Source organism: Candidatus Microbacterium phytovorans, from assembly GCA_029202445.1.
Lineage (GTDB): Bacteria > Actinomycetota > Actinomycetes > Actinomycetales > Microbacteriaceae > Microbacterium > Microbacterium phytovorans.
In genome coordinates, this window is the sequence record CP119321.1 from 1,211,598 (window position 1) to 1,228,925 (window position 17,328).

Here is a 17,328-nt window from a genome sequence, read left to right on the forward strand (position 1 = left end):
CGGTTTGCCCTTCGGGTCATGGCGACTATAAGATGGCGGGGAGGTTATGGTCATCATGACAAGAACACGCACCCCCGACGACGCTCTCCGCGTCGCCGTCTCGACGGTCATCTTCAGTCTCCGCCGCGGCGTCGACGGCGAGCGCCCGCGCGTCGTCCTTCCCCTCGTCCGACGCACCCGCGATCCGTACGAGGGGCTGTGGGCACTTCCGGGCGGGTGGCTCGACGAAGACGAGAACCTCGAGGAGGCCGCATCGCGCACGCTGGCCGAGACGACGACCCTGGCGCCGAGCTACCTGGAGCAGCTCTACGCCTTCGGCGATGTCGACCGCTCACCCAGCCGCGTGGTCTCCATCGTGTACTGGGCACTCGTCCGCGAAGACGTCTCCCTCGGCTCGGAACAGCACAACGTCGCCTGGTTCGACACGGAGAATCTGCCGGCGCTCGCCTTCGACCACGCCCACATCATCGACTACGCCCTGTGGCGCCTGCGCAACAAGGTGGGCTACAGCCGCATCGCCCACGGCCTCCTGCCGGCGGGCTTCACGCTCGGCGAACTGCGCGAGGTGTACGAGGCGATCCTCGGACGCCGGCTCGACCCCGCGAACTTCCGACGCCAGGTCGAGAACTCCGACACCCTCATCCCGACCGACGAGTTCCGCACCGGCAGTCACCGGCCCGCGCGGCTCTACCACTACAACCACGAGGTGGAGCTCGCCGATCGCGGCCCGCTCCCCCAGCGCCGAACAGCGAAGGACTGACGCATGGCTGCCACGCTTCTCACGATCCCCGTCCGCCCCGCCGGCATCGATCCCAGTGTCGATCACGAGATCCAGGCGATCGTGTCGGGTGAGCTGGCGGCGGAGACCTGCAACACCGATCTCGCCGCAGCACCCTGGACCTTCGACAGCCGGCCGGGCTACGGTCCCGGCTCGTCGATGGGCGACGTCATCCCCACGGGGGCGCCGCGGCAGGGAGAGCTCCCGGAGGAGTACCGGACGGCATCCGAGTCGGAGCTGGCCGATCGCATCCGCGCCGCCAAGGCGACACTCGGGGACCGCGTCGTCGTGCTCGGGCACTTCTACCAGCGGGAGGAGGTCGTGACGCATGCGGACTACGTCGGCGACTCGTTCCAGCTCGCCAATGCGGCACTGGCCCACCCCGACGCCGAGGCGATCGTTTTCTGCGGCGTCCACTTCATGGCCGAGACCGCCGATCTCCTGTCACGCCCGGAGCAGTCGGTGATCCTCCCGAACCTCGCGGCGGGGTGCTCCATGGCCGACATGGCCGACATCGACCAGGTCGAGGAATGCTGGGAGCAGCTCGCGGAGGTCTACGGGGATCTCGACACCCCGGATGCCGAGGGCCTCCTCCCCGTGATCCCTGTCACGTACATGAACTCCTCCGCTGCCATCAAGGGTTTCGTCGGGCGCCACCAGGGCATCGTGTGCACGTCCTCGAACGCGCGCACCGTGCTGGAGTGGGCGTTCGCGCGCGGCCGCCGTGTGCTGTTCTTCCCCGACCAGCACCTGGGGCGCAACACCGCCAAGGCCATGGGGGTTCCCCTGGAGCAGATGCCGATGTGGAACCCGCGTCGACCCCTTGGTGGCTCGACAGAGGAAGAGCTCCGCGACGCGCGGGTCGTGCTGTGGCACGGGTTCTGCTCCGTCCACCGTCGCTTCACCGTGGCGCAGATCGACCAGGCACGGGCCGAGCACCCCGGCGTGCGTGTGATCGTCCACCCCGAGTGCCCCATGGACGTCGTCGATGCCGCCGACGAGGCCGGGTCGACCGACCTCATCCGCCGGGCGATCCAGGGGGCGACCGAACCGACGACGTTCGCCATCGGCACGGAGATCAACCTCGTCCAGCGCCTCGCCGCCGAGAACCCGCAGCACGAGATCTTCTGCCTCGATCCGGTCGTCTGCCCCTGCTCCACGATGTACCGCATCCACCCGGGGTATCTCGCGTGGGTGCTGGAAGGGCTCGTTGCGGGCGAGGTGCGCAACCGCATCACGGTCTCCCCCGACGTGGCCGAGCCCGCCCGGGTCGCACTCGAACGGATGCTGGCGGCGCGCCCGTGACCGAGGGCCAGGTCCACGTCGTCGTCGTCGGCTCGGGTATCGCCGGCCTCACGGCGGCACGGCACGCCCTCGACGACGGATGCCGCGTCACCCTCGTCACGAAGTCGTCGCTCCCCGAGTCGAACACGCGGTACGCGCAGGGCGGCATCGCGGGGGTGATGTTCGACGAGGACGACGTCGCCGACCACGCGCGCGACACCCTCACGGCCGGTGCGGGCCTGTCGGACGCGGATGCCGTCGACGTCCTCGTAGGCGAGGGCCCCGACCGCATCCGCGACCTGATCGACCTCGGGGTCGCGTTCGACCGCGACGAGAGCGGCGACCTCCGCCGCGGGCTGGAAGCGGCGCACTCGTTCCCCCGCGTCCTGCATGCCGGTGGCGACGCGACGGGCGCCGCGATCGAAGACGCGCTCGTGCGGCAGGTCCGCCGCAGCGACGCCGTCGTCCTGGAACACACGCTCCTGCTCGACCTCGTCGTCCGCGACGGCGTCGTGTGCGGTGTCGACGTTCTGCGCGACGACTCCGCGGGCGGCGAGCGCACCCGGTTGTCGGCCGATGCCGTCGTCCTCGCGACCGGCGGCGCCGGCCAGCTGTTCGCGCACACGACCAATCCCACGGTCGCGACCGGCGACGGCATCGCTGCGGCACTGCGCGCCGGTGCCGACGTGCGCGACCTGGAGTTCTTCCAGTTCCATCCGACGGTGCTGCCGGCAGACGGGGAGCACGCCTCCTTCCTGGTGTCGGAGGCCGTGCGGGGTGAGGGGGCCGTGCTGCGGGATGCCGCGGGCCACCGGTTCATGCCCGATGTGCACCCGGACGCCGAACTCGCACCGCGCGATGTCGTCGCACGGGCGATCGCCCTGCAGATGGCGCGGCACGGCGGCCGGCCCGTGCAGTTGGATGCGACCGCACTCGGTGCGCCGACGACCTCCGCCTTCCTCGCCGACCGCTTCCCGACGATCGACCGCACGGTCCGCGAGCGCGGATGGGACTGGTCTCGCCGGTCGATCCCGGTCACCCCCGCCGCGCACTACCTGATGGGCGGAATCACCACCGACCTGTCCGGTCGCTCGACCCTCCCGCGGCTGTACGCCGCCGGCGAGACGGCGCGCACCGGCGCCCACGGCGCGAATCGCCTCGCGTCGAACTCGCTGCTGGAAGGAGCGGTCTTCGGCGCCCGGGTGGGAGGGGCGATTCGGGCCGACGTCGGCCGCGGCGACTGGCCGGTGCGGCCGACGGCATCCGCGCCTTGGCTTCCGGACGTCGCCCCCTCGTCGCCCGCGTCGCCGTTCAGCCGCGCCGCGCTCCAGGACCTCCTGTGGACGCACGCGGGGCTTGTGCGCGACAGGGCCGGCCTCACGGCGGCGGCCTCCGTACTGTCCGCGTGGAGCGCGGAGAGCCGGCCGGAGGTGACCGCCGCCGAGGTCGAGGACGCGAACCTCCTGCTGGTCGCCCGTCACCTCGTGGCGGCTGCCCTGGCCCGCCGGGACTCGGTCGGCGCGCATTACCGCTCGGATGCCGTCGGGGTGGATGCCGTCGGGGTGACTGCCGCTTCACCGGCGTCGCAGGCTTCGCACACCATCGACCACCGCGTCGCTCTCTCCTCCGGCACATCCGCACGTCGCGGTGCCGCCGACGGTTCCCGGAAGGTCCCCGCCTGATGCTCTCCCCTGCTCACATCGACCGTGTCGTCTCGGCCGCTCTCGAGGAGGACGCGCCCTGGGGCGATCTCACGAGCGACTACCTGCTTCCCGCGTCTGCGGTGGCGACGGCGGATCTCGTCGCGCGCGAGGCGGGTGTCTTCAGCGGCGGCGACGTGTTCGCGGCCGCCTTCCGCCTCACCGACCCCCGCATCGAGGTCGTCGTCCTGGCGTCCGACGGCGACGCCTTCGATGCGGGGGCGCGCTTGGCGACGGTCTCGGGTCCTGCGCGCGGGGTGCTCACGGCGGAGCGGATCGGTCTGAACTTCGTCCAGCGCATGACGGGCATCGCGACACTGACGTCCCGCTATGTCGCCGAGGTCGCGCACACGGGCGCGCGGATCGCCGACACTCGGAAGACGACACCCGGGCTGCGGGCGTTCGAGCGGCACGCGGTGCGCAGCGGCGGCGGCCACAATCATCGGTTCTCCCTGTCGGACGCCGTCATGGCCAAGGACAACCATCTCGCTGTGCTCACGGGCGGACAGACCTCGGGAATGCCGGTCACCGACGCTCTCCGTGCCGCGATCGCGCGCCTGCCGCACACCACGCACGTCGAGGTGGAGGTCGACCGGCTGGATCAGATCGACGCGGTGTTGGCGGCGGAGGTGGGCACCATCATGCTCGACAACTTCTCGCTCGACGACCTCCGCGCCGGCGTCGCACGGATCGCGGGTGCGGCGACGGTCGAGGCCTCCGGAGGCGTGAATCTGACGACCGTGCGGGCGATCGCGGAGACGGGTGTGGACGTCATCTCGGTGGGCGCGCTGACCCACTCGGCGCCCGCGCTCGATCTCGGACTCGATGTCCGCATCACCGATGAGGTCGCTCCCGCGGGCGACGCGCCCACGGCCGGTCGCTGACGTGCTCTACCTCGATCACGCCGCGACCACCCCGGTGCGTCCCGAAGTCGTCGAGGCGATGCTCCCCCATCTGGGTGCGCGCTTCGGCAACCCGTCCAGCCATCACACGGTCGGCGAAGACGCGGCGCGGGTGCTCGACGACGCGCGGCGTCGTGTCGCCGCGATCGTCGGCATGCGGGTCTCCGACGTCGTGTTCACCTCGGGCGGCACCGAGGCCAACAATCTCGCGGTCAAAGGTCTCGCGCTCGGCGCGTCGCTGCGGCGCGGCGGACCGGTCCACGTCGTCACGACGCAGATCGAGCACGAGTCCATCCTCGCTTCGTGCGACTACCTCGAACGCGTGCACGGGTTCGCCGTGACCCGGATGCCGGTGTCTTCCACGGGCCTCCTCGACCCGAAGGAGCTGGCCCACGTGCTCGCCGGCCACGCAGACGGCGGCGACGCACCGGCTACCGCTCTCGTCACCGTCGGCTACGCGAACAACGAGATCGGCACGACCCAGGATGCCGCGTCGATCGCGGCGACCTGCGCCGCCGCCGGGGTTCCCCTCCACCTCGACGCGGTACAGGCCGCTGGTTGGCTCCCCCTCGCGGGAACCGGCGCCGACGCGATCTCGATCGCCGGGCACAAAGTCGGCGCCCCACAGGGCACCGGGGTGCTCGCCGTCCGCGGTCGGCTGCCGCTCGAGCCTCTCCTGCACGGCGGGGGGCAGGAACGCGAGCGCCGCAGCGGCACGGAGAACGTCGCCGGTGCCGTCGGCTTCGCTCTGGCCCTGGAACTCGCCGAGGCGGAGCGAACGACCGCCGCGGCGCGCGTCACCGCTCTGCGCGATGCGTTCATCGCACGGGTGCTCGAGCTCGTCCCTGCGGCGCGGCTGACGGGCGACCCGATTCATCGACTCCCCGGAACGGCGAGCTTCACATTCGCGGGCGTCTCCGGAGAGGCCGTCCTCCTCGAACTCGAGCGACGCGGCGTGGTCTCCTCCAGCGGATCGGCATGCGCCGCGGGCAGCGACGAGCCCTCGCACGTGCTGATCGCGCTCGGCATCCCGCCCGAGGTCGCGGGCACGTCGGTGCGATTCACGTTCGGTCACGCTGTCGATGCAGATCTCCTCGCCGTGGCCGAGGCGGTCTCGGCATCCGTCGCAGCGGTACGATCGGGCGAGTGAGCACGCCCGTCGTCACCGTCATCGTCCCCGGCCGCGATGTGGCGCCCTACGCCGAGCAGGCGCTCGACTCGCTCCGCGCACAGTCGTTGCCGCACTGGCGCGCCATCCTCGTCGACGACGGCTCGACCGACGAGACGACCGACATCTTCTATCGCGCCGCGGCCGACGACGCGCGATTCACCGTCGTCCGCCACGCACAGTCGCGGGGTCTGGGTGCCGCGCGCAACACGGCGCTCGATCTCGTCGAGACGCCGCTCGTCGGGTTCCTGGATGCCGACGACGAGCTCACCCCCGATGCCCTGGCTCGGCTGGTGGGCACGATCGATGCCACCGGGAGCGATCTCGTCGTCGGCGCCTACGTGCGCCTGCGCCCCGAGCGCGGCGCCGACGGCAGCGTGACCTACACGGAGGGCATCGTCCAGCCGTGGGTCGCTGCCGCCACCGATCCGGAACGACGCGGCACCTCGCTGGCCGAGCACCCCGAGGTGTCGGGCAACATCGTCGCGTGGTCCAAGGTGAGCCGCATCGAGCTGTGGCGCCGCCACGGCCTGCGCTTCCCCGAGGGAAAGCTCTACGAGGATCAGATCGTCGCGCAGCGGATGTACACCTTCGCGCGGGCGATCGACGTCGTTCCCGACGTCGTCGTGCGCTGGCGGGAACGGGCCGACGGGTCGTCGATCACGCAGCACAAGGATGCCGTCCCGGTACTCACCGACTACCTCGATGCCCTGCGCGGCGGCCTCGCCGTGCTCGACGCGGCCTCGCAGCGCGCGGCGGCGAGTGCGCGGGTGCGGCTCGTGCTGGACATGGACACGCCTCCCCTCGTCCGGATCGCGCAGGAGCACCCCGACGACGCGTACCGGCGTGCGCTGGGCACGTTCGTCCGCGATTTCACGGCGCGCGCGGAGGCCGACGGCATGCGCCTCGACCCGGCATCCGCGTCTCTGCTCGCCGCCGCGAAGCTCTGGTGACGCTCGAGCCCGGGCTCGGCGGCGGGCTCAGGGCGATCGGTCGGCTCGGCGTTCCGGGTGATCGGCGGGCGGCTGATCCTCGTCGATCCCTTCGATGCGGGCCGCCGCCATCTGCTGGGCGGCCAGCTCCGCGTAGAGCCCCCCGCCGGCGATGAGCTCGGCGTGGGTGCCCGACTCGGTGATGAGTCCGCCGTCGAGCACGTGGATGACGTCGGCGCCGATGACCGTCGAGAGCCGGTGGGCGATGGTGAGGGTGGTGCGCCCCTTGGCCACGTTGTCCAGCGCCTCCTGCACGACCCGCTCCGACACGGTGTCCAGTGCCGACGTCGCCTCGTCGAGCAGGAGGATCGGCGGGTCTTTCAGCAGCACCCGCGCGATCGCGATGCGCTGCTTCTCCCCGCCCGACAGCCGGTAGCCGCGCTCACCCACGACGGTGTCGTATCCGCGCTCGAAGCCCGTGATGATGTGGTGGATGTTCGCGGCCGTGCACGCGGCCTCCAGCTCGGCATCGGTCGCGTCGGGCTTGGCGTACCGCAGGTTCTCGCGGATGGTCGCGTGGAACAGGTAGGTCTCCTGAGACACGATCCCGACCCGATCGACGATCGACTCCTGCGTGAGCTGGCGCACATCCTCCCCCGCGAACAGGACGGTGCCCTCCGACGCCTCGTAGAGGCGCGGAGCGAGGTAGAGGATGGTCGTCTTGCCCGCGCCGGACGGTCCGACGAACGCGACGTGGCGACCGGGTTCGGCGACGAAGCTCACCCCGCCGAGGGTCGGGCGGCTGTCGGGCGCCGCGTCGGGGTAGCGGAAGACGACGTCGCGGAACTCGATGCGTCCGACGGGCCCCGGGGCATCGGCGACGTCACGCGCGCCCGATGAATCGACGATCGCCGGCGTGAGGTCGAGGTATTCGAAGATGCGAGCGAACAGGGCGCGCGACGTCTGCAGGTCGAGGGCGACGCGCATGAGGCCCATGAGGGGCTGCAGGAGACGCGCCTGCACCGTCGTGAAGGCGACGACGGTGCCGGCGGTGAGCACGCCCGCCTCGCCCGCGATGAGGTAGCCGGACACGAGGTAGATGACCGCGGGGACGGATGCCATGAGCACCTGGACGACGGCGAAGAAGCCCTGCCCGCTCATCGCGCGGCGCACTTGCAGCACGACCTGGTTGCGATTCTCCTCCTGATAGCGCGAGGACTCGGTGCGCTGCCGGTTGAACGCCTTCGACAGCAGGATGCCGGACACCGAAAGCGTCTCCTGCGTGATCGATGTCAACTCGGAGAGCGACTCCTGCGTCTGCCCGGCGATACGGGCTCTCACCTGACCGACGCGGCGCTGGACGACCACGAGGATCGGCATGAGGACGACCGCGATGACCGTGAGACGCCAGTCGATGAGGATCATCGCCACGAGCGCGGAGACGACCGTCACCGCGTTGCCGAGGATGCTCGTCACCGTGTTCGTCAGGACGCCCGAGACGCCGCCGACGTCGTTCTGCAGGCGCGACTGGATCACGCCGGTCTTGGTGCGCGAGAAGAAGCCCAGCTCCATCGACTGCAGATGCTCGAAGAGGCGCACGCGCAAGTCGCCCGTGACCTCGTTGCCGACCGTCGAGGTGAGCCAGGTCTGCAGCACGCCCAGGGCGGCCGACAGCAGGAAGAGACCGATCATGCCCGCGACGAGGATGCCCAGCAGCGAGAGGTCGGGCCCGGAGCCGTCGACCGGGAACAGCGCGTCGTCGAAGACGCGCTGCACGAGCAGCGGCGGGATCACCGCGATCGCGGCGCCGAGCACGACGAGGATGCCGGTCATGGCGATACGCCCGCGGTACGGACGGAAAAGCGCGACGACGCGACGCCCGAGATCACGTACGTGCGGCGCTTCGGCGTTGAGCCGTCGCTGGGCTTCCTCGTCGACCCCGCGGAACCCGCCGCGGCCGCCCATGCCGCCCATACTCATCCGCTCAGCCTAACCACGCGCGCGGACACCGGGGTCGGCTGTGGGGACAACCCCGGGGTGTCAGCCGAGGGAGGTGACGAGGTTGATGACGGTGGCGAGGATGACCGCTCCGAACAGGTAGGCCAGGAGCGTCTGAGCGATCACCACCCGGCGCACCTCGCCCCGGGTGACATTCGTATCGGCAACTTGATAGGTCATTCCGAGCCCGAGTGAGAAGTACGCGAAGTCCGTGTACACGGGCGCCTCGGACTGGTTGAAGTCGATCCCGCCCTCCGGCGGGGTGTAGTACAGCCGCGCGTAGCGCAGCAGGTAGTCCACCTGGATGAGGGCCCACGACGACGCCACCGCCACCACCGCCACGCCCGCCAGGACGAAGGCCGTCAGCTCATCGGCATCCCTCGTCTGAAGAAGGACGACCGCGACGGCGCCGAGGCTCGCGACACTGCCCAAGACCGCGACGATCCGCGCCACAGGGCGACCGGGATCCTCGATCAGGGCGTGCGCTCGCGTCTGCTCGGCATCCATCCGCCAGATCACCGACAGCACCCACACGACGTCGACGAGCGCGAGTGCGGCCCACCCGGCCAGGAGCCCTCCGGCCAGTCCGAGCGGAGCCGTCGCCACCGCTGCGACGAGGGCTCCGGCGAGCACCGCCGCCGCTTCACGCAGTCGGGCTCGGGTGTGGTGCGGGGTGGCCATGAGCGATATCGTTCCACGGATCAGGAATGCCGTGTCGGGGGACGTGGTTACAGTCGACCAAGCGCCCCTTCGTGCGCGCGCTTCCGCCTTCCACGCCCCCTTCCCTTCTTCGAGGAGACCCATGACGTCTGCGACGACCACGCGCACCGCCGCCCCGCTGTTGGGTCCCGCCGAGAGCCGCATCGTGTGGCTCCTGCTGGCAGCCGCGTTCGTCGCGATCCTCAACGAGACGACGATGGGCGTCGCGATCCCGCACCTCATCGACGACCTCGGCATCACCGCCCTGTCGGCGCAGTGGCTCACGACAGCCTTCATGCTCACGATGGCGGTCGTCATCCCGATCACCGGGTTCCTGTTGCGTCGGTTCACAACGAGGCAGGTCTTCATCACCGCGATGAGCCTGTTCTCGCTCGGGACGCTCATCGCTCTGCTCGCGCCGGGATTCTCCGTGCTGCTGGTGGCCCGGGTCGTCCAGGCGATGGGCACGGCGATCATGATGCCGTTGCTGATGACGACGCTCATGACGATCGTCCCTCCGCAGTCGCGCGGCCGGATGATGGGTCGCGTCTCGATCGTCATGTCGCTGGCGCCCGCGATCGGACCGACCCTCTCGGGGGTTCTCCTCGAAACACTCAACTGGCGCTGGATCTTCGGGATCGTCCTGCCGATCGCTCTCCTCGCCCTCGGTATGGGAGCCCGGTGGATCCACAACATCGGCGAGTCCACCCGAGCGCCCATCGATGTGCTGTCGATCGTGCTGTCGGCCTTCGGATTCGGCGGCATCGTGTACGGGCTGAGTCAGATCGGCGGCGCGGCGGCCCACGGCACCACGGCCGCGGACTCGGCGGCGCAGAGCAGTTCGACCGTCGCGCTCGTCGTGTCCTTCGTGGTCGGTCTCGTCGCTCTCGGCCTCTTCCTCTGGCGTCAGGTTCGCCTGCAGAAGGCTGACGACGCCCTGCTCGATCTGCGCGTCTTCCGCGACCGCAACTTCTCGCTCGCGATCGGCCAGATGGCGCTGTTGTCGCTGGCGTTCTTCGGAACGATCACCGTCCTGCCGCTGTACATGCAGCGCGCTCTCGGTCACACCGCCCTCGAGACGGGCCTCGCCGTGCTGCCGGGATCGCTCCTCATGGGGCTCGCGGGGCCCTTCATCGGGCGCATCTACGACGCTCGCGGTACGCGCGTGCTCCTGGTACCGGGCGCCATCCTCGCCGTCTCGGTGCTGTGGCTGTTCGCCGCAACGTTCACCATCGACACCCCGTTGTGGTTCATCGTCGTCGCGCAGGTCTTCCTCTCGCTGGGCCTCGCGCTCTCCTTCACGCCGCTGTTCACCGCCTCGCTCGGCTCTCTCCAGCCGCGGTTCTACTCCTATGGGTCCGCGGTCCTCGGCACCGTGCAGCAGGTGGCTGGCGCCGCGGGCATCGCGGTGATGATCGCGATCATGTCGGCGGTCTCCGCATCCGCTCAAGACGGAGGCGTGACAGAAGCGGTCGCAGAAGCACAGGGCGCCCACTCGGCGTTCCTGCTGGCAGCGATCATCTCCCTCCCGCTGCTGATCGGCGCCTTCCTCATCAAGAAGCCCGCCGACGCACCTGCGGGCGAGGGGATGCCCTCGGGCCACTAGCGAGGTATCTGGGGTGGCGCGGGCGCCCTCCTGGGAGTAGGCCGGTAGCAGCCGGCACCAGGAGGGCACCGAATGATCATCCAGACACCCGACCCGCAGTCTGCCGAAGGCTACGTCGCAGAGCTCTATCGTGGCGACCTCGAAGACGACGGTTTCGTCTTCAGCCACACGCGCGCCATGGCGGCGAACGCCGAGGCCCTCGCAGCCTTCGAGGCACTCATCCACGCCATCGTGCCCTCGATAGGCGTCCGCACCTACGAGCTCGCGACGTTGGCTGCCGCGGCCGCTCTGCAGTCGCCCCACTGTCTGCTGGCCCACGGGCGCAAGGCGCTGCGGGCCGGAGCGCTCGACGAGGATCAGCTCGAGGCGGTCGCCCGGGCCGGTGAGCTGGTCGACATCGGCGGCCTGTCCGATGCCGACCGAGCGGTGATGCGACACGCGCGAAAGGTATCCACGGCTGCGTCCGCCATGACCGACGCCGACAGTCAGGCGCTGCGCGATGTCGGGTTCGACGACCGGCAGATCGTCGACATCACGCTGGCGGCGGCGGCTCGCAACTACTTCAGCCGCGCGCTGCAGGCACTCGCAGTACCGGTCGAGACAGAACTCGTCGGATTGTCGCCGCGACTGCGCGACGCGCTCCTGTCACCCCTGAACGACTGACGGACCGAGGCTCCGCAGCCGCGATCAGCCGTCCAGCTTGCCCGCGAGCGCCTCGGCCTCCTCTCTGATCGTCGCGGCCGAGACGAGGTCGCTCGCCTGCGACGACAGCACCTCCGACCACGCGTCCAGAAGGGATGCCGCTTCGCCCGACTCGATGAGCTCGGCACGGAGGCGGGAGACCTCCGACGTGTAGAGGTCGGCGAAGGCATCGACGGCGAGGAAACGCTCCGCGAGGATGTTCGAGCCGCCCGGACCGCCCCCGCCGCGAACGGCCGCGTCCTGGGTTCCCGCTGTCCCTGCGGCATCGGTCGATCCGTCATCCGTCGTGTCGGCATCCCTCGGCTGGTCGGGGCGCTCCCCGCCGCCTCCCCCAGCCCGACCACCTCCCCCGCCGGTGGGACTCGCGCCGAACGCGAGGTTGAGATCCCACGTGACGACGGTCATGAGCCCCGTCGCCAGATCGTAGGAGAGGTACGAGTTGTTGCCGGGACCGTCGATGTCGTCGAAGTTGTCGACGACCTCCTGGAATGCGAGGTAGGTCGCGAACGCGTCGACGTCGAGATGCTCGTCGAGGCCGTCGGCGAAGGTCTCGTCGTCGGCCTCGTTGATCCACTCCAAGAACGCGATGAGCGGTGTCAGGTCGTCCTCCCCGGCCTCCTGATCGAACACATCGACGTAGGCTTCCTCGTCGTCGCCCCGATAGCTGTAGTCGCCACCGGCCTCCGCCTTGTACAGCAGGACGTCTCCGAGCTCGCTCTCCGCCCACTCGTCGCCCGGATTCTCCACCACCAGCCGTAGCGTGGGCTCAGAGCCCCCGGCGCTGAAGCGCACGGCTATCGCCTGCTCCGCCGCCAGACCGGACGCGTCCAGCAGGTCGAGGGCGAGGGCTTCGTTGAGCGAGGTCTCCGAACTGTTGCCCCGAACGACGAACTCCGTCGCGCCGTCGAGGTTCTGGCCGGCCACGAACTTGTCCAGGCGGATGATCCAGGGCAGATCCTCGGCGTCATCCGTCGCGGACAGCGACCGCAACGAGGAGTTCCCCTTCAGCTTGAGTCCGACATTCTCGAGAGTGTCGCCGTCGATCGTCACGGTCGCGGAGATCCACACCTTCTCGCCCGAGTCGAGATACTCGGCGATCGCCGCGTCGTAGTCGCTCTGCTCGTACTCGACGGAGATCTCGTGCACCGAAGACGAGTCCCAGAGCGAGGATGTGGCATCCGCATCCGCGGCAACGCTCGTGGCGGATGGCGTCGCGGTCGGAGTCGACGCGGAGACGACAGAGCAGCCGGTGAGAGCACCGATGGCTGCACCGGCGACGAGGAGGGAGCGAACTGTACGGGTTTTGAGGGACGACATCCCTCTACTGAAGGCGGCGCGACTATGCGGGGCCTAGGTCGAGCGTGTGGCGCAGTGAGGAAGTCAGGGTGCGCGCAGCGTCAGCTACAGCAGCCGCCGCCGCAGCAGGAGGCGCCTTCCGAGACGACCTCAATGAGGTTCTTGTCGTCGGAGACGGGCTGCAGCTGGGGGGTCGGGAGGTTCGAGGTGGCCATGACAGCATCCTACGCCGCCTGTTCGCAGCAGGCCTGTCAACCCCCTCCGTGTCTGTATCGCCGGTCCGTAGCCTCACATCATGGCAACTCTCACAGGAAAGAAGATCGCGTTCCTCGCGACCGACGGATTCGAAGACAGCGAGCTCACTTCGCCCTGGCGCGCGGTGACGGAGGCCGGCGCGACGGCCGTCATGATCGCACCGTCGTCGGAGGCCATCACGGGCAAGAACGGGCACGAGCAGTCGGTCGACGCCACGACGGATGCCGTCGACGCCTCCGACTTCGACGCCCTGGTCCTTCCGGGTGGCGTCGTCAATGCCGACCACCTGCGTATGGACACGGCCGCGGTGGACTTCACGCGTGACTTCTTCGCACAGCACAAGCCCGTCGCAGCGATCTGCCATGCGGCCTGGATCCTCGCCGAGGCCGACGTGCTCGACGGCCGCACGCTGACGAGTTACCCCAGCCTGCAGACCGATCTGCGCAATGCGGGCGCCACGTGGGTCGACGAAGAGGTCGTCGTGGACGCCGGGCTCGTCTCGAGCCGCACGCCCGACGATCTGCCGGCGTTCAACGCGAAGGTGGTCGAGGAGATCGCCGAGGGCACGCACTCCGAGCAGACCACCTGACGCGACGAAGCCGGTGACGGGAGAATCCGGTGACGTGAACAGGGGAATCGGGCTCCGCAGCCTGCGTCGAGACGCCCACGCGGCCATTCGCCCTGTTCACGTCACCGCGTGCGCCGGTGAGTGCATCGCCGCGACTGAGATCAGTTGTTGAAGCGGAACTCCACCGGGTTACCTCACGGATAGGCATGACACCGGGTGGCTCTGTCCGTTCCCTACTTCGCAGTGAGCCAGGATACGAGCGCGTCTGCTACCTCATCCGCCGTTCATGCTGTCGTGTCCAACTCCAAGGCCTCATCGGACCACGCCGCGTAATCGGCACGACGCCGCTCAACGTCCGCCCAGGTGGGTTCGCCGACATGAGTGAGACCGCGATCCCTGTCGCGGAGCCGCTGCTCGTGTGTTCTCGCGTCCGTGATCACAAGGTGCACGAAGACGAGCCGTGCGCCGGTGCGCGAGGCCGCGGTCCGCCAGGTCTGCCGAGCCTCTTCACTGTCGTTGACCGCATCGACCACGACGTTGCGACCGAGCCGCAGGTTCAACTCCGCAATCGCGCGACTCGCCTCGTAGGCAGCGACACCGACTCGCCAACTCGCCGGTAGTCCACAAGCGAGCATCGATTCCTCCACTACGTCGATGGACAGGTGTACTGCGCCCACGAGTGCAGCGGCGATCTCCGCGACGCTGGTCTTTCCGACACCGGGAAGGCCGGAGATCACGACAAGCTGACCGCTCATGCGAGCCAATCCGGCATCGTCCGTGATGGTCAAAGCTTCCGCCTCCAGGCCGTGTCTGGAATCCAGCCTAGGTTGACGCGTTTCGTCTCGCTTCGCTCGCTCAACGACCGGGGTCGGGGTCAGTTGTTGAAGCGGAACTCCACGACGTCGCCGTCCTGCATGACGTAGTCCTTGCCTTCGAGGCGGGCCTTGCCCTTCGCGCGGGCCTCGATGACGGAGCCGGTGGCGACGAGGTCGGCGAAGGAGATCACCTCGGCCTTGATGAAGCCCTTCTCGAAGTCGGTGTGGATCACACCGGCCGCCTGAGGCGCCTTCCACCCCTTGCCGATCGTCCACGCCCGGGCCTCCTTGGGCCCTGCCGTGAGGTAGGTCTGCAGCCCGAGCGTGTCGAACCCGATGCGGGCGAGCTGGTCGAGACCCGACTCCTCCTGACCGGTCGAGGCGAGGAGCTCCGCGGCATCCTCGGGATCGAGATCGATGAGTTCGGACTCGATCTTCGCGTCGAGGAAGACGGCCTTGGCGGGGGCGACGAGCGCCTCGAGCTCCGCCTTCCGCGCCGCATCGGTGAGCACGGCCTCGTCGACGTTGAAGACGAAGATGAACGGCTTGGCCGTCAGCAGGCCGAGCTCCTTGATGGGCGAGAGGTCGATGGCGGATGCCGAGAGCAGCTCCCCGCGCTGGAGGGCGTCGCGGGCGGCCTCGGCGGTCGAGAGGACGGCGGGATCGAGCTTCTTGCCCCGCACCTCCTTCTCGTAGCGGGTGATCGCCTTCTCGAGCGTCTCGAGGTCGGCGAGCTGCAGCTCGGCGTTGATCGTCTCCATGTCGGAGGCGGGATCGACCTTGCCGTCGACGTGGACGACGTCGCCGTCCGCGAAGCCGCGGACGACCTGGGCGATCGCGTCCGCCTCGCGGATGTTGGCGAGGAACTTGTTGCCGAGTCCTTCGCCTTCGCTGGCGCCGCGGACGATTCCGGCGATGTCGACGAACGACACCGCGGCCGGGAGGATGCGCTCAGAGTGGAAGATCTCCGCGAGCGTGTGCAGACGCGGGTCGGGGAGGTTCACGACACCGACGTTCGGTTCGATCGTCGCGAAGGGATAGTTCGCCGCGAGAACCTGATTCTTGGTCAGTGCGTTGAAGAGCGTCGACTTGCCGACGTTGGGGAGACCGACGATTCCGATGGTAAGAGCCACGGGATGTCAGTCTACGTGTCCCGCCGAGCCCGCCTTCTCGTCCCGCGGCGACGGGTCCTCAGAGCTTTGAGGCGTACTGGTACGCGATCGTGACGACTCCGTCGTCGTCGTCTGCGTCGACGATGACACTGACCTGTTGAGGCTGCGGGTCGTCTTCCGAGGTGAAAGAGCGGTCGTCGGCGAAGATGAACCGCGGCCCGTCCTCGTAGGGCGACGCGAATTCTTCGTCGGGACCGGCCGCCCGCACCTCATCGACGCTCATTCCGATGGCGAGGTCGAATTCGGCGATCACGTCGACGCCCCCCACCTCGTTGGCCGAGAACCTCACCCACGCCGGAGCGTTGTACTCCGAGCGGGGCTTACCGTCGGGCGTCTCGACCATGCTCCCGAATTCGAGCCCTGGCCACGACCACACGGTGTAGTCGGGGAAGTGCGAGCCATCGCCCTCTTGCAGACCTTCGACGGGCTCGCTGCCGATGGCCGTGGTGAGCGCAGCGACGGCCTCGGTCGGATCGTCCGCCCAGCGGAAGGAGACCGTCTCGCCGTCGGCGGTGAGCTCGAAGCCCTCCGCACCCAGAGCGAGTTCGCCACCAGCCTCGGCGGTGACGGTCGGGGTCGGTGTCGGGGTCGACGACTCGGAAGGCGCCACGGTCGCCGTGGTCGCGGATGCCGTGGGCGTCGGTACCGTCGTAGGCGCGCTCTGAGATAGCGCCAGCACGAGCGCAACCGCCCCGGCGACGACGAGTACGCCGGCGGCGATCAGCGCGAAGACAAGATTGCGGCGTCGAGTGGCAGGCATGTTGCCAGCGTTCCAGAGTCGGAGACCGCCACGACGTCAGCGCAGTCGGTCGTCATTCAATCGTGACTCCGCACACCCCGTCATGCCGGGTCGACGCGCCAGCGCATCATCACGTGCCCGGATTCCTCCCAGACCCGCGTGGCGAGAAGTTTGAGGGCGACCGGCGGTCGCTCGTCGAACAGCCGCACACCGCGACCACCGATGAGCGGGAAGGTGACGAGGATGAGCTCGTCCACGAGACCCGCGTGCATGAGGTCGTTCCACAGAAGCCTCCCCGCGATGACCAGGATACCGTCGCCGCGCTGCGCCTTGAGCTCGCGAACGACCTCGCGGCTGTCCGCGAGGGGAACGATCCGCGTGCGGGGAGCATCCACGAGGTCGCTCTCCTGGAGAGTGTCGGACACGACGACCTTGTCGATCTCTAAGAAACGCTCCGCGAACGCGCGGCGTATCGCCGTGGCATCCGGGTTCCCGCGCACGCTCGACCAGTACGCGACCTGGCCGAGGAAGGAGCGCTTGCCCGCGAGGAGCAGGGTGCCGGATGCGTGGAGCAGCTCGGTGTTGAGGAAGTCGAACGTGTCGCTGCCGTGATAGTCGGGGTGCCAATGTTCGAACAACGAGCCGATGTCGTGGGCGTCGTCCTCGTAGACGCCGTCGACCGTGGTGAAGTTGCAGACCGTCAGGGTGCGCATG

Annotated in this window: 16 protein-coding genes; 9 read left to right on the forward strand and 7 right to left on the reverse strand. The window is 69.2% G+C overall.

Annotated elements, in window-relative coordinates; all coding sequences use genetic code 11:
• Positions 1-55: 55 nt before the first annotated feature.
• Genes P0Y48_05815 through P0Y48_05840 form a run of 6 tightly spaced genes read left to right on the forward strand, consistent with a single transcriptional unit; the run spans position 56 to position 6,785 of the window.
• A complete protein-coding gene (locus P0Y48_05815) occupies positions 56-760 on the forward strand; it encodes an NUDIX domain-containing protein (protein ID WEK14713.1) in 705 nt (234 codons plus the stop codon).
• Between the two features lie 3 nt (positions 761-763).
• Entirely contained in the window at positions 764-2,083 is a 1,320-nt protein-coding gene (nadA, locus tag P0Y48_05820) for a quinolinate synthase NadA (protein WEK14714.1), read from the forward strand.
• Positions 2,080-3,744, forward strand: a complete 1,665-nt coding sequence (gene nadB, locus P0Y48_05825; GenBank protein ID WEK14715.1) for an L-aspartate oxidase — start codon at positions 2,080-2,082, stop codon at positions 3,742-3,744. Before nadA ends, nadB begins: the two co-directional genes overlap by 4 nt.
• Positions 3,744-4,646, forward strand: coding sequence for a carboxylating nicotinate-nucleotide diphosphorylase (gene nadC, locus P0Y48_05830; GenBank protein ID WEK14716.1), 903 nt, complete (start codon positions 3,744-3,746; stop codon positions 4,644-4,646). The genes nadB and nadC overlap by 1 nt, the downstream gene beginning before the upstream one ends.
• Before the next feature lies 1 nt (position 4,647).
• Positions 4,648-5,814 carry a cysteine desulfurase family protein gene (locus P0Y48_05835; GenBank protein WEK15017.1) on the forward strand — a complete coding sequence of 389 codons (1,167 nt, stop codon included), beginning with the start codon at positions 4,648-4,650 and terminating at the stop codon, positions 5,812-5,814.
• Positions 5,811-6,785 carry a glycosyltransferase family 2 protein gene (locus tag P0Y48_05840; protein ID WEK14717.1) on the forward strand — a complete coding sequence of 325 codons (975 nt, stop codon included), beginning with the start codon at positions 5,811-5,813 and terminating at the stop codon, positions 6,783-6,785. The genes P0Y48_05835 and P0Y48_05840 overlap by 4 nt, the downstream gene beginning before the upstream one ends.
• A 27-nt stretch (positions 6,786-6,812) precedes the next feature.
• Here P0Y48_05840 and P0Y48_05845 read toward each other — a convergent pair whose 3' ends face one another.
• Complete coding sequence (locus tag P0Y48_05845; GenBank protein ID WEK15018.1) at positions 6,813-8,738, reverse strand: ABC transporter ATP-binding protein; 1,926 nt, start codon at positions 8,736-8,738, stop codon at positions 6,813-6,815.
• A 66-nt stretch (positions 8,739-8,804) separates the two neighbouring features.
• Entirely contained in the window at positions 8,805-9,443 is a 639-nt protein-coding gene (locus tag P0Y48_05850; protein ID WEK14718.1) for a DUF1345 domain-containing protein, read from the reverse strand.
• A gap of 121 nt (positions 9,444-9,564) precedes the next feature.
• On the opposite strand from P0Y48_05850, the gene P0Y48_05855 reads away from it, so the two are divergent.
• Both P0Y48_05855 and P0Y48_05860 read left to right on the forward strand, forming a co-directional pair.
• Entirely contained in the window at positions 9,565-11,067 is a 1,503-nt protein-coding gene (locus P0Y48_05855; protein WEK14719.1) for an MDR family MFS transporter, read from the forward strand.
• A 72-nt stretch (positions 11,068-11,139) separates the two neighbouring features.
• Positions 11,140-11,730, forward strand: coding sequence for a carboxymuconolactone decarboxylase family protein (locus P0Y48_05860; protein WEK14720.1), 591 nt, complete (start codon positions 11,140-11,142; stop codon positions 11,728-11,730).
• A 24-nt stretch (positions 11,731-11,754) separates the two neighbouring features.
• Here P0Y48_05860 and P0Y48_05865 read toward each other — a convergent pair whose 3' ends face one another.
• Positions 11,755-13,086 carry a CotH kinase family protein gene (locus tag P0Y48_05865; GenBank protein WEK14721.1) on the reverse strand — a complete coding sequence of 444 codons (1,332 nt, stop codon included), beginning with the start codon at positions 13,084-13,086 and terminating at the stop codon, positions 11,755-11,757.
• 274 nt (positions 13,087-13,360) lie between these two features.
• Here P0Y48_05865 and P0Y48_05870 point away from each other — a divergent pair, with 274 nt between their 5' ends.
• The gene (locus tag P0Y48_05870; protein ID WEK14722.1) at positions 13,361-13,909 is read left to right on the forward strand and encodes a type 1 glutamine amidotransferase; all 549 of its coding nucleotides are present in this window, start codon (positions 13,361-13,363) and stop codon (positions 13,907-13,909) included.
• Between the two features lie 263 nt (positions 13,910-14,172).
• Here the strand turns inward: P0Y48_05870 and P0Y48_05875 are convergent, their stop codons facing one another.
• From P0Y48_05875 to P0Y48_05890, 4 genes are all read right to left on the reverse strand, one after another.
• Positions 14,173-14,676 carry an AAA family ATPase gene (locus tag P0Y48_05875; protein ID WEK14723.1) on the reverse strand — a complete coding sequence of 168 codons (504 nt, stop codon included), beginning with the start codon at positions 14,674-14,676 and terminating at the stop codon, positions 14,173-14,175.
• Positions 14,677-14,762: 86 nt separating this feature from the next.
• A complete protein-coding gene (gene ychF / locus P0Y48_05880; protein WEK14724.1) occupies positions 14,763-15,836 on the reverse strand; it encodes a redox-regulated ATPase YchF in 1,074 nt (357 codons plus the stop codon).
• Positions 15,837-15,894: 58 nt separating this feature from the next.
• On the reverse strand, positions 15,895-16,635 hold the full coding sequence (locus tag P0Y48_05885; protein WEK14725.1) for a hypothetical protein: 741 nt from the start codon (positions 16,633-16,635) through the stop codon (positions 15,895-15,897).
• A gap of 80 nt (positions 16,636-16,715) precedes the next feature.
• Positions 16,716-17,327 (reverse strand): dihydrofolate reductase family protein, encoded by a 612-nt coding sequence (locus P0Y48_05890; protein ID WEK14726.1) that lies wholly within the window; start codon positions 17,325-17,327, stop codon positions 16,716-16,718.
• Between the last annotated feature and the right edge of the window lies 1 nt (position 17,328).

Coding starts and splice junctions, on each gene's coding strand:
- P0Y48_05855 (WEK14719.1), top strand. CDS start 9,565: ATGACGTCTGCGACGACCACGCGCACCGCCGCCCCGCTGTTGGGTCCC.
- P0Y48_05815 (WEK14713.1), top strand. CDS start 56: ATGACAAGAACACGCACCCCCGACGACGCTCTCCGCGTCGCCGTCTCG.
- P0Y48_05885 (WEK14725.1), bottom strand. CDS start 16,635: ATGCCTGCCACTCGACGCCGCAATCTTGTCTTCGCGCTGATCGCCGCC.
- nadC (WEK14716.1), top strand. CDS start 3,744: ATGCTCTCCCCTGCTCACATCGACCGTGTCGTCTCGGCCGCTCTCGAG.
- P0Y48_05865 (WEK14721.1), bottom strand. CDS start 13,086: ATGTCGTCCCTCAAAACCCGTACAGTTCGCTCCCTCCTCGTCGCCGGT.
- P0Y48_05845 (WEK15018.1), bottom strand. CDS start 8,738: ATGGGCGGCATGGGCGGCCGCGGCGGGTTCCGCGGGGTCGACGAGGAA.
- P0Y48_05870 (WEK14722.1), top strand. CDS start 13,361: ATGGCAACTCTCACAGGAAAGAAGATCGCGTTCCTCGCGACCGACGGA.
- P0Y48_05860 (WEK14720.1), top strand. CDS start 11,140: ATGATCATCCAGACACCCGACCCGCAGTCTGCCGAAGGCTACGTCGCA.
- P0Y48_05890 (WEK14726.1), bottom strand. CDS start 17,327: ATGCGCACCCTGACGGTCTGCAACTTCACCACGGTCGACGGCGTCTAC.
- P0Y48_05850 (WEK14718.1), bottom strand. CDS start 9,443: ATGGCCACCCCGCACCACACCCGAGCCCGACTGCGTGAAGCGGCGGCG.
- nadA (WEK14714.1), top strand. CDS start 764: ATGGCTGCCACGCTTCTCACGATCCCCGTCCGCCCCGCCGGCATCGAT.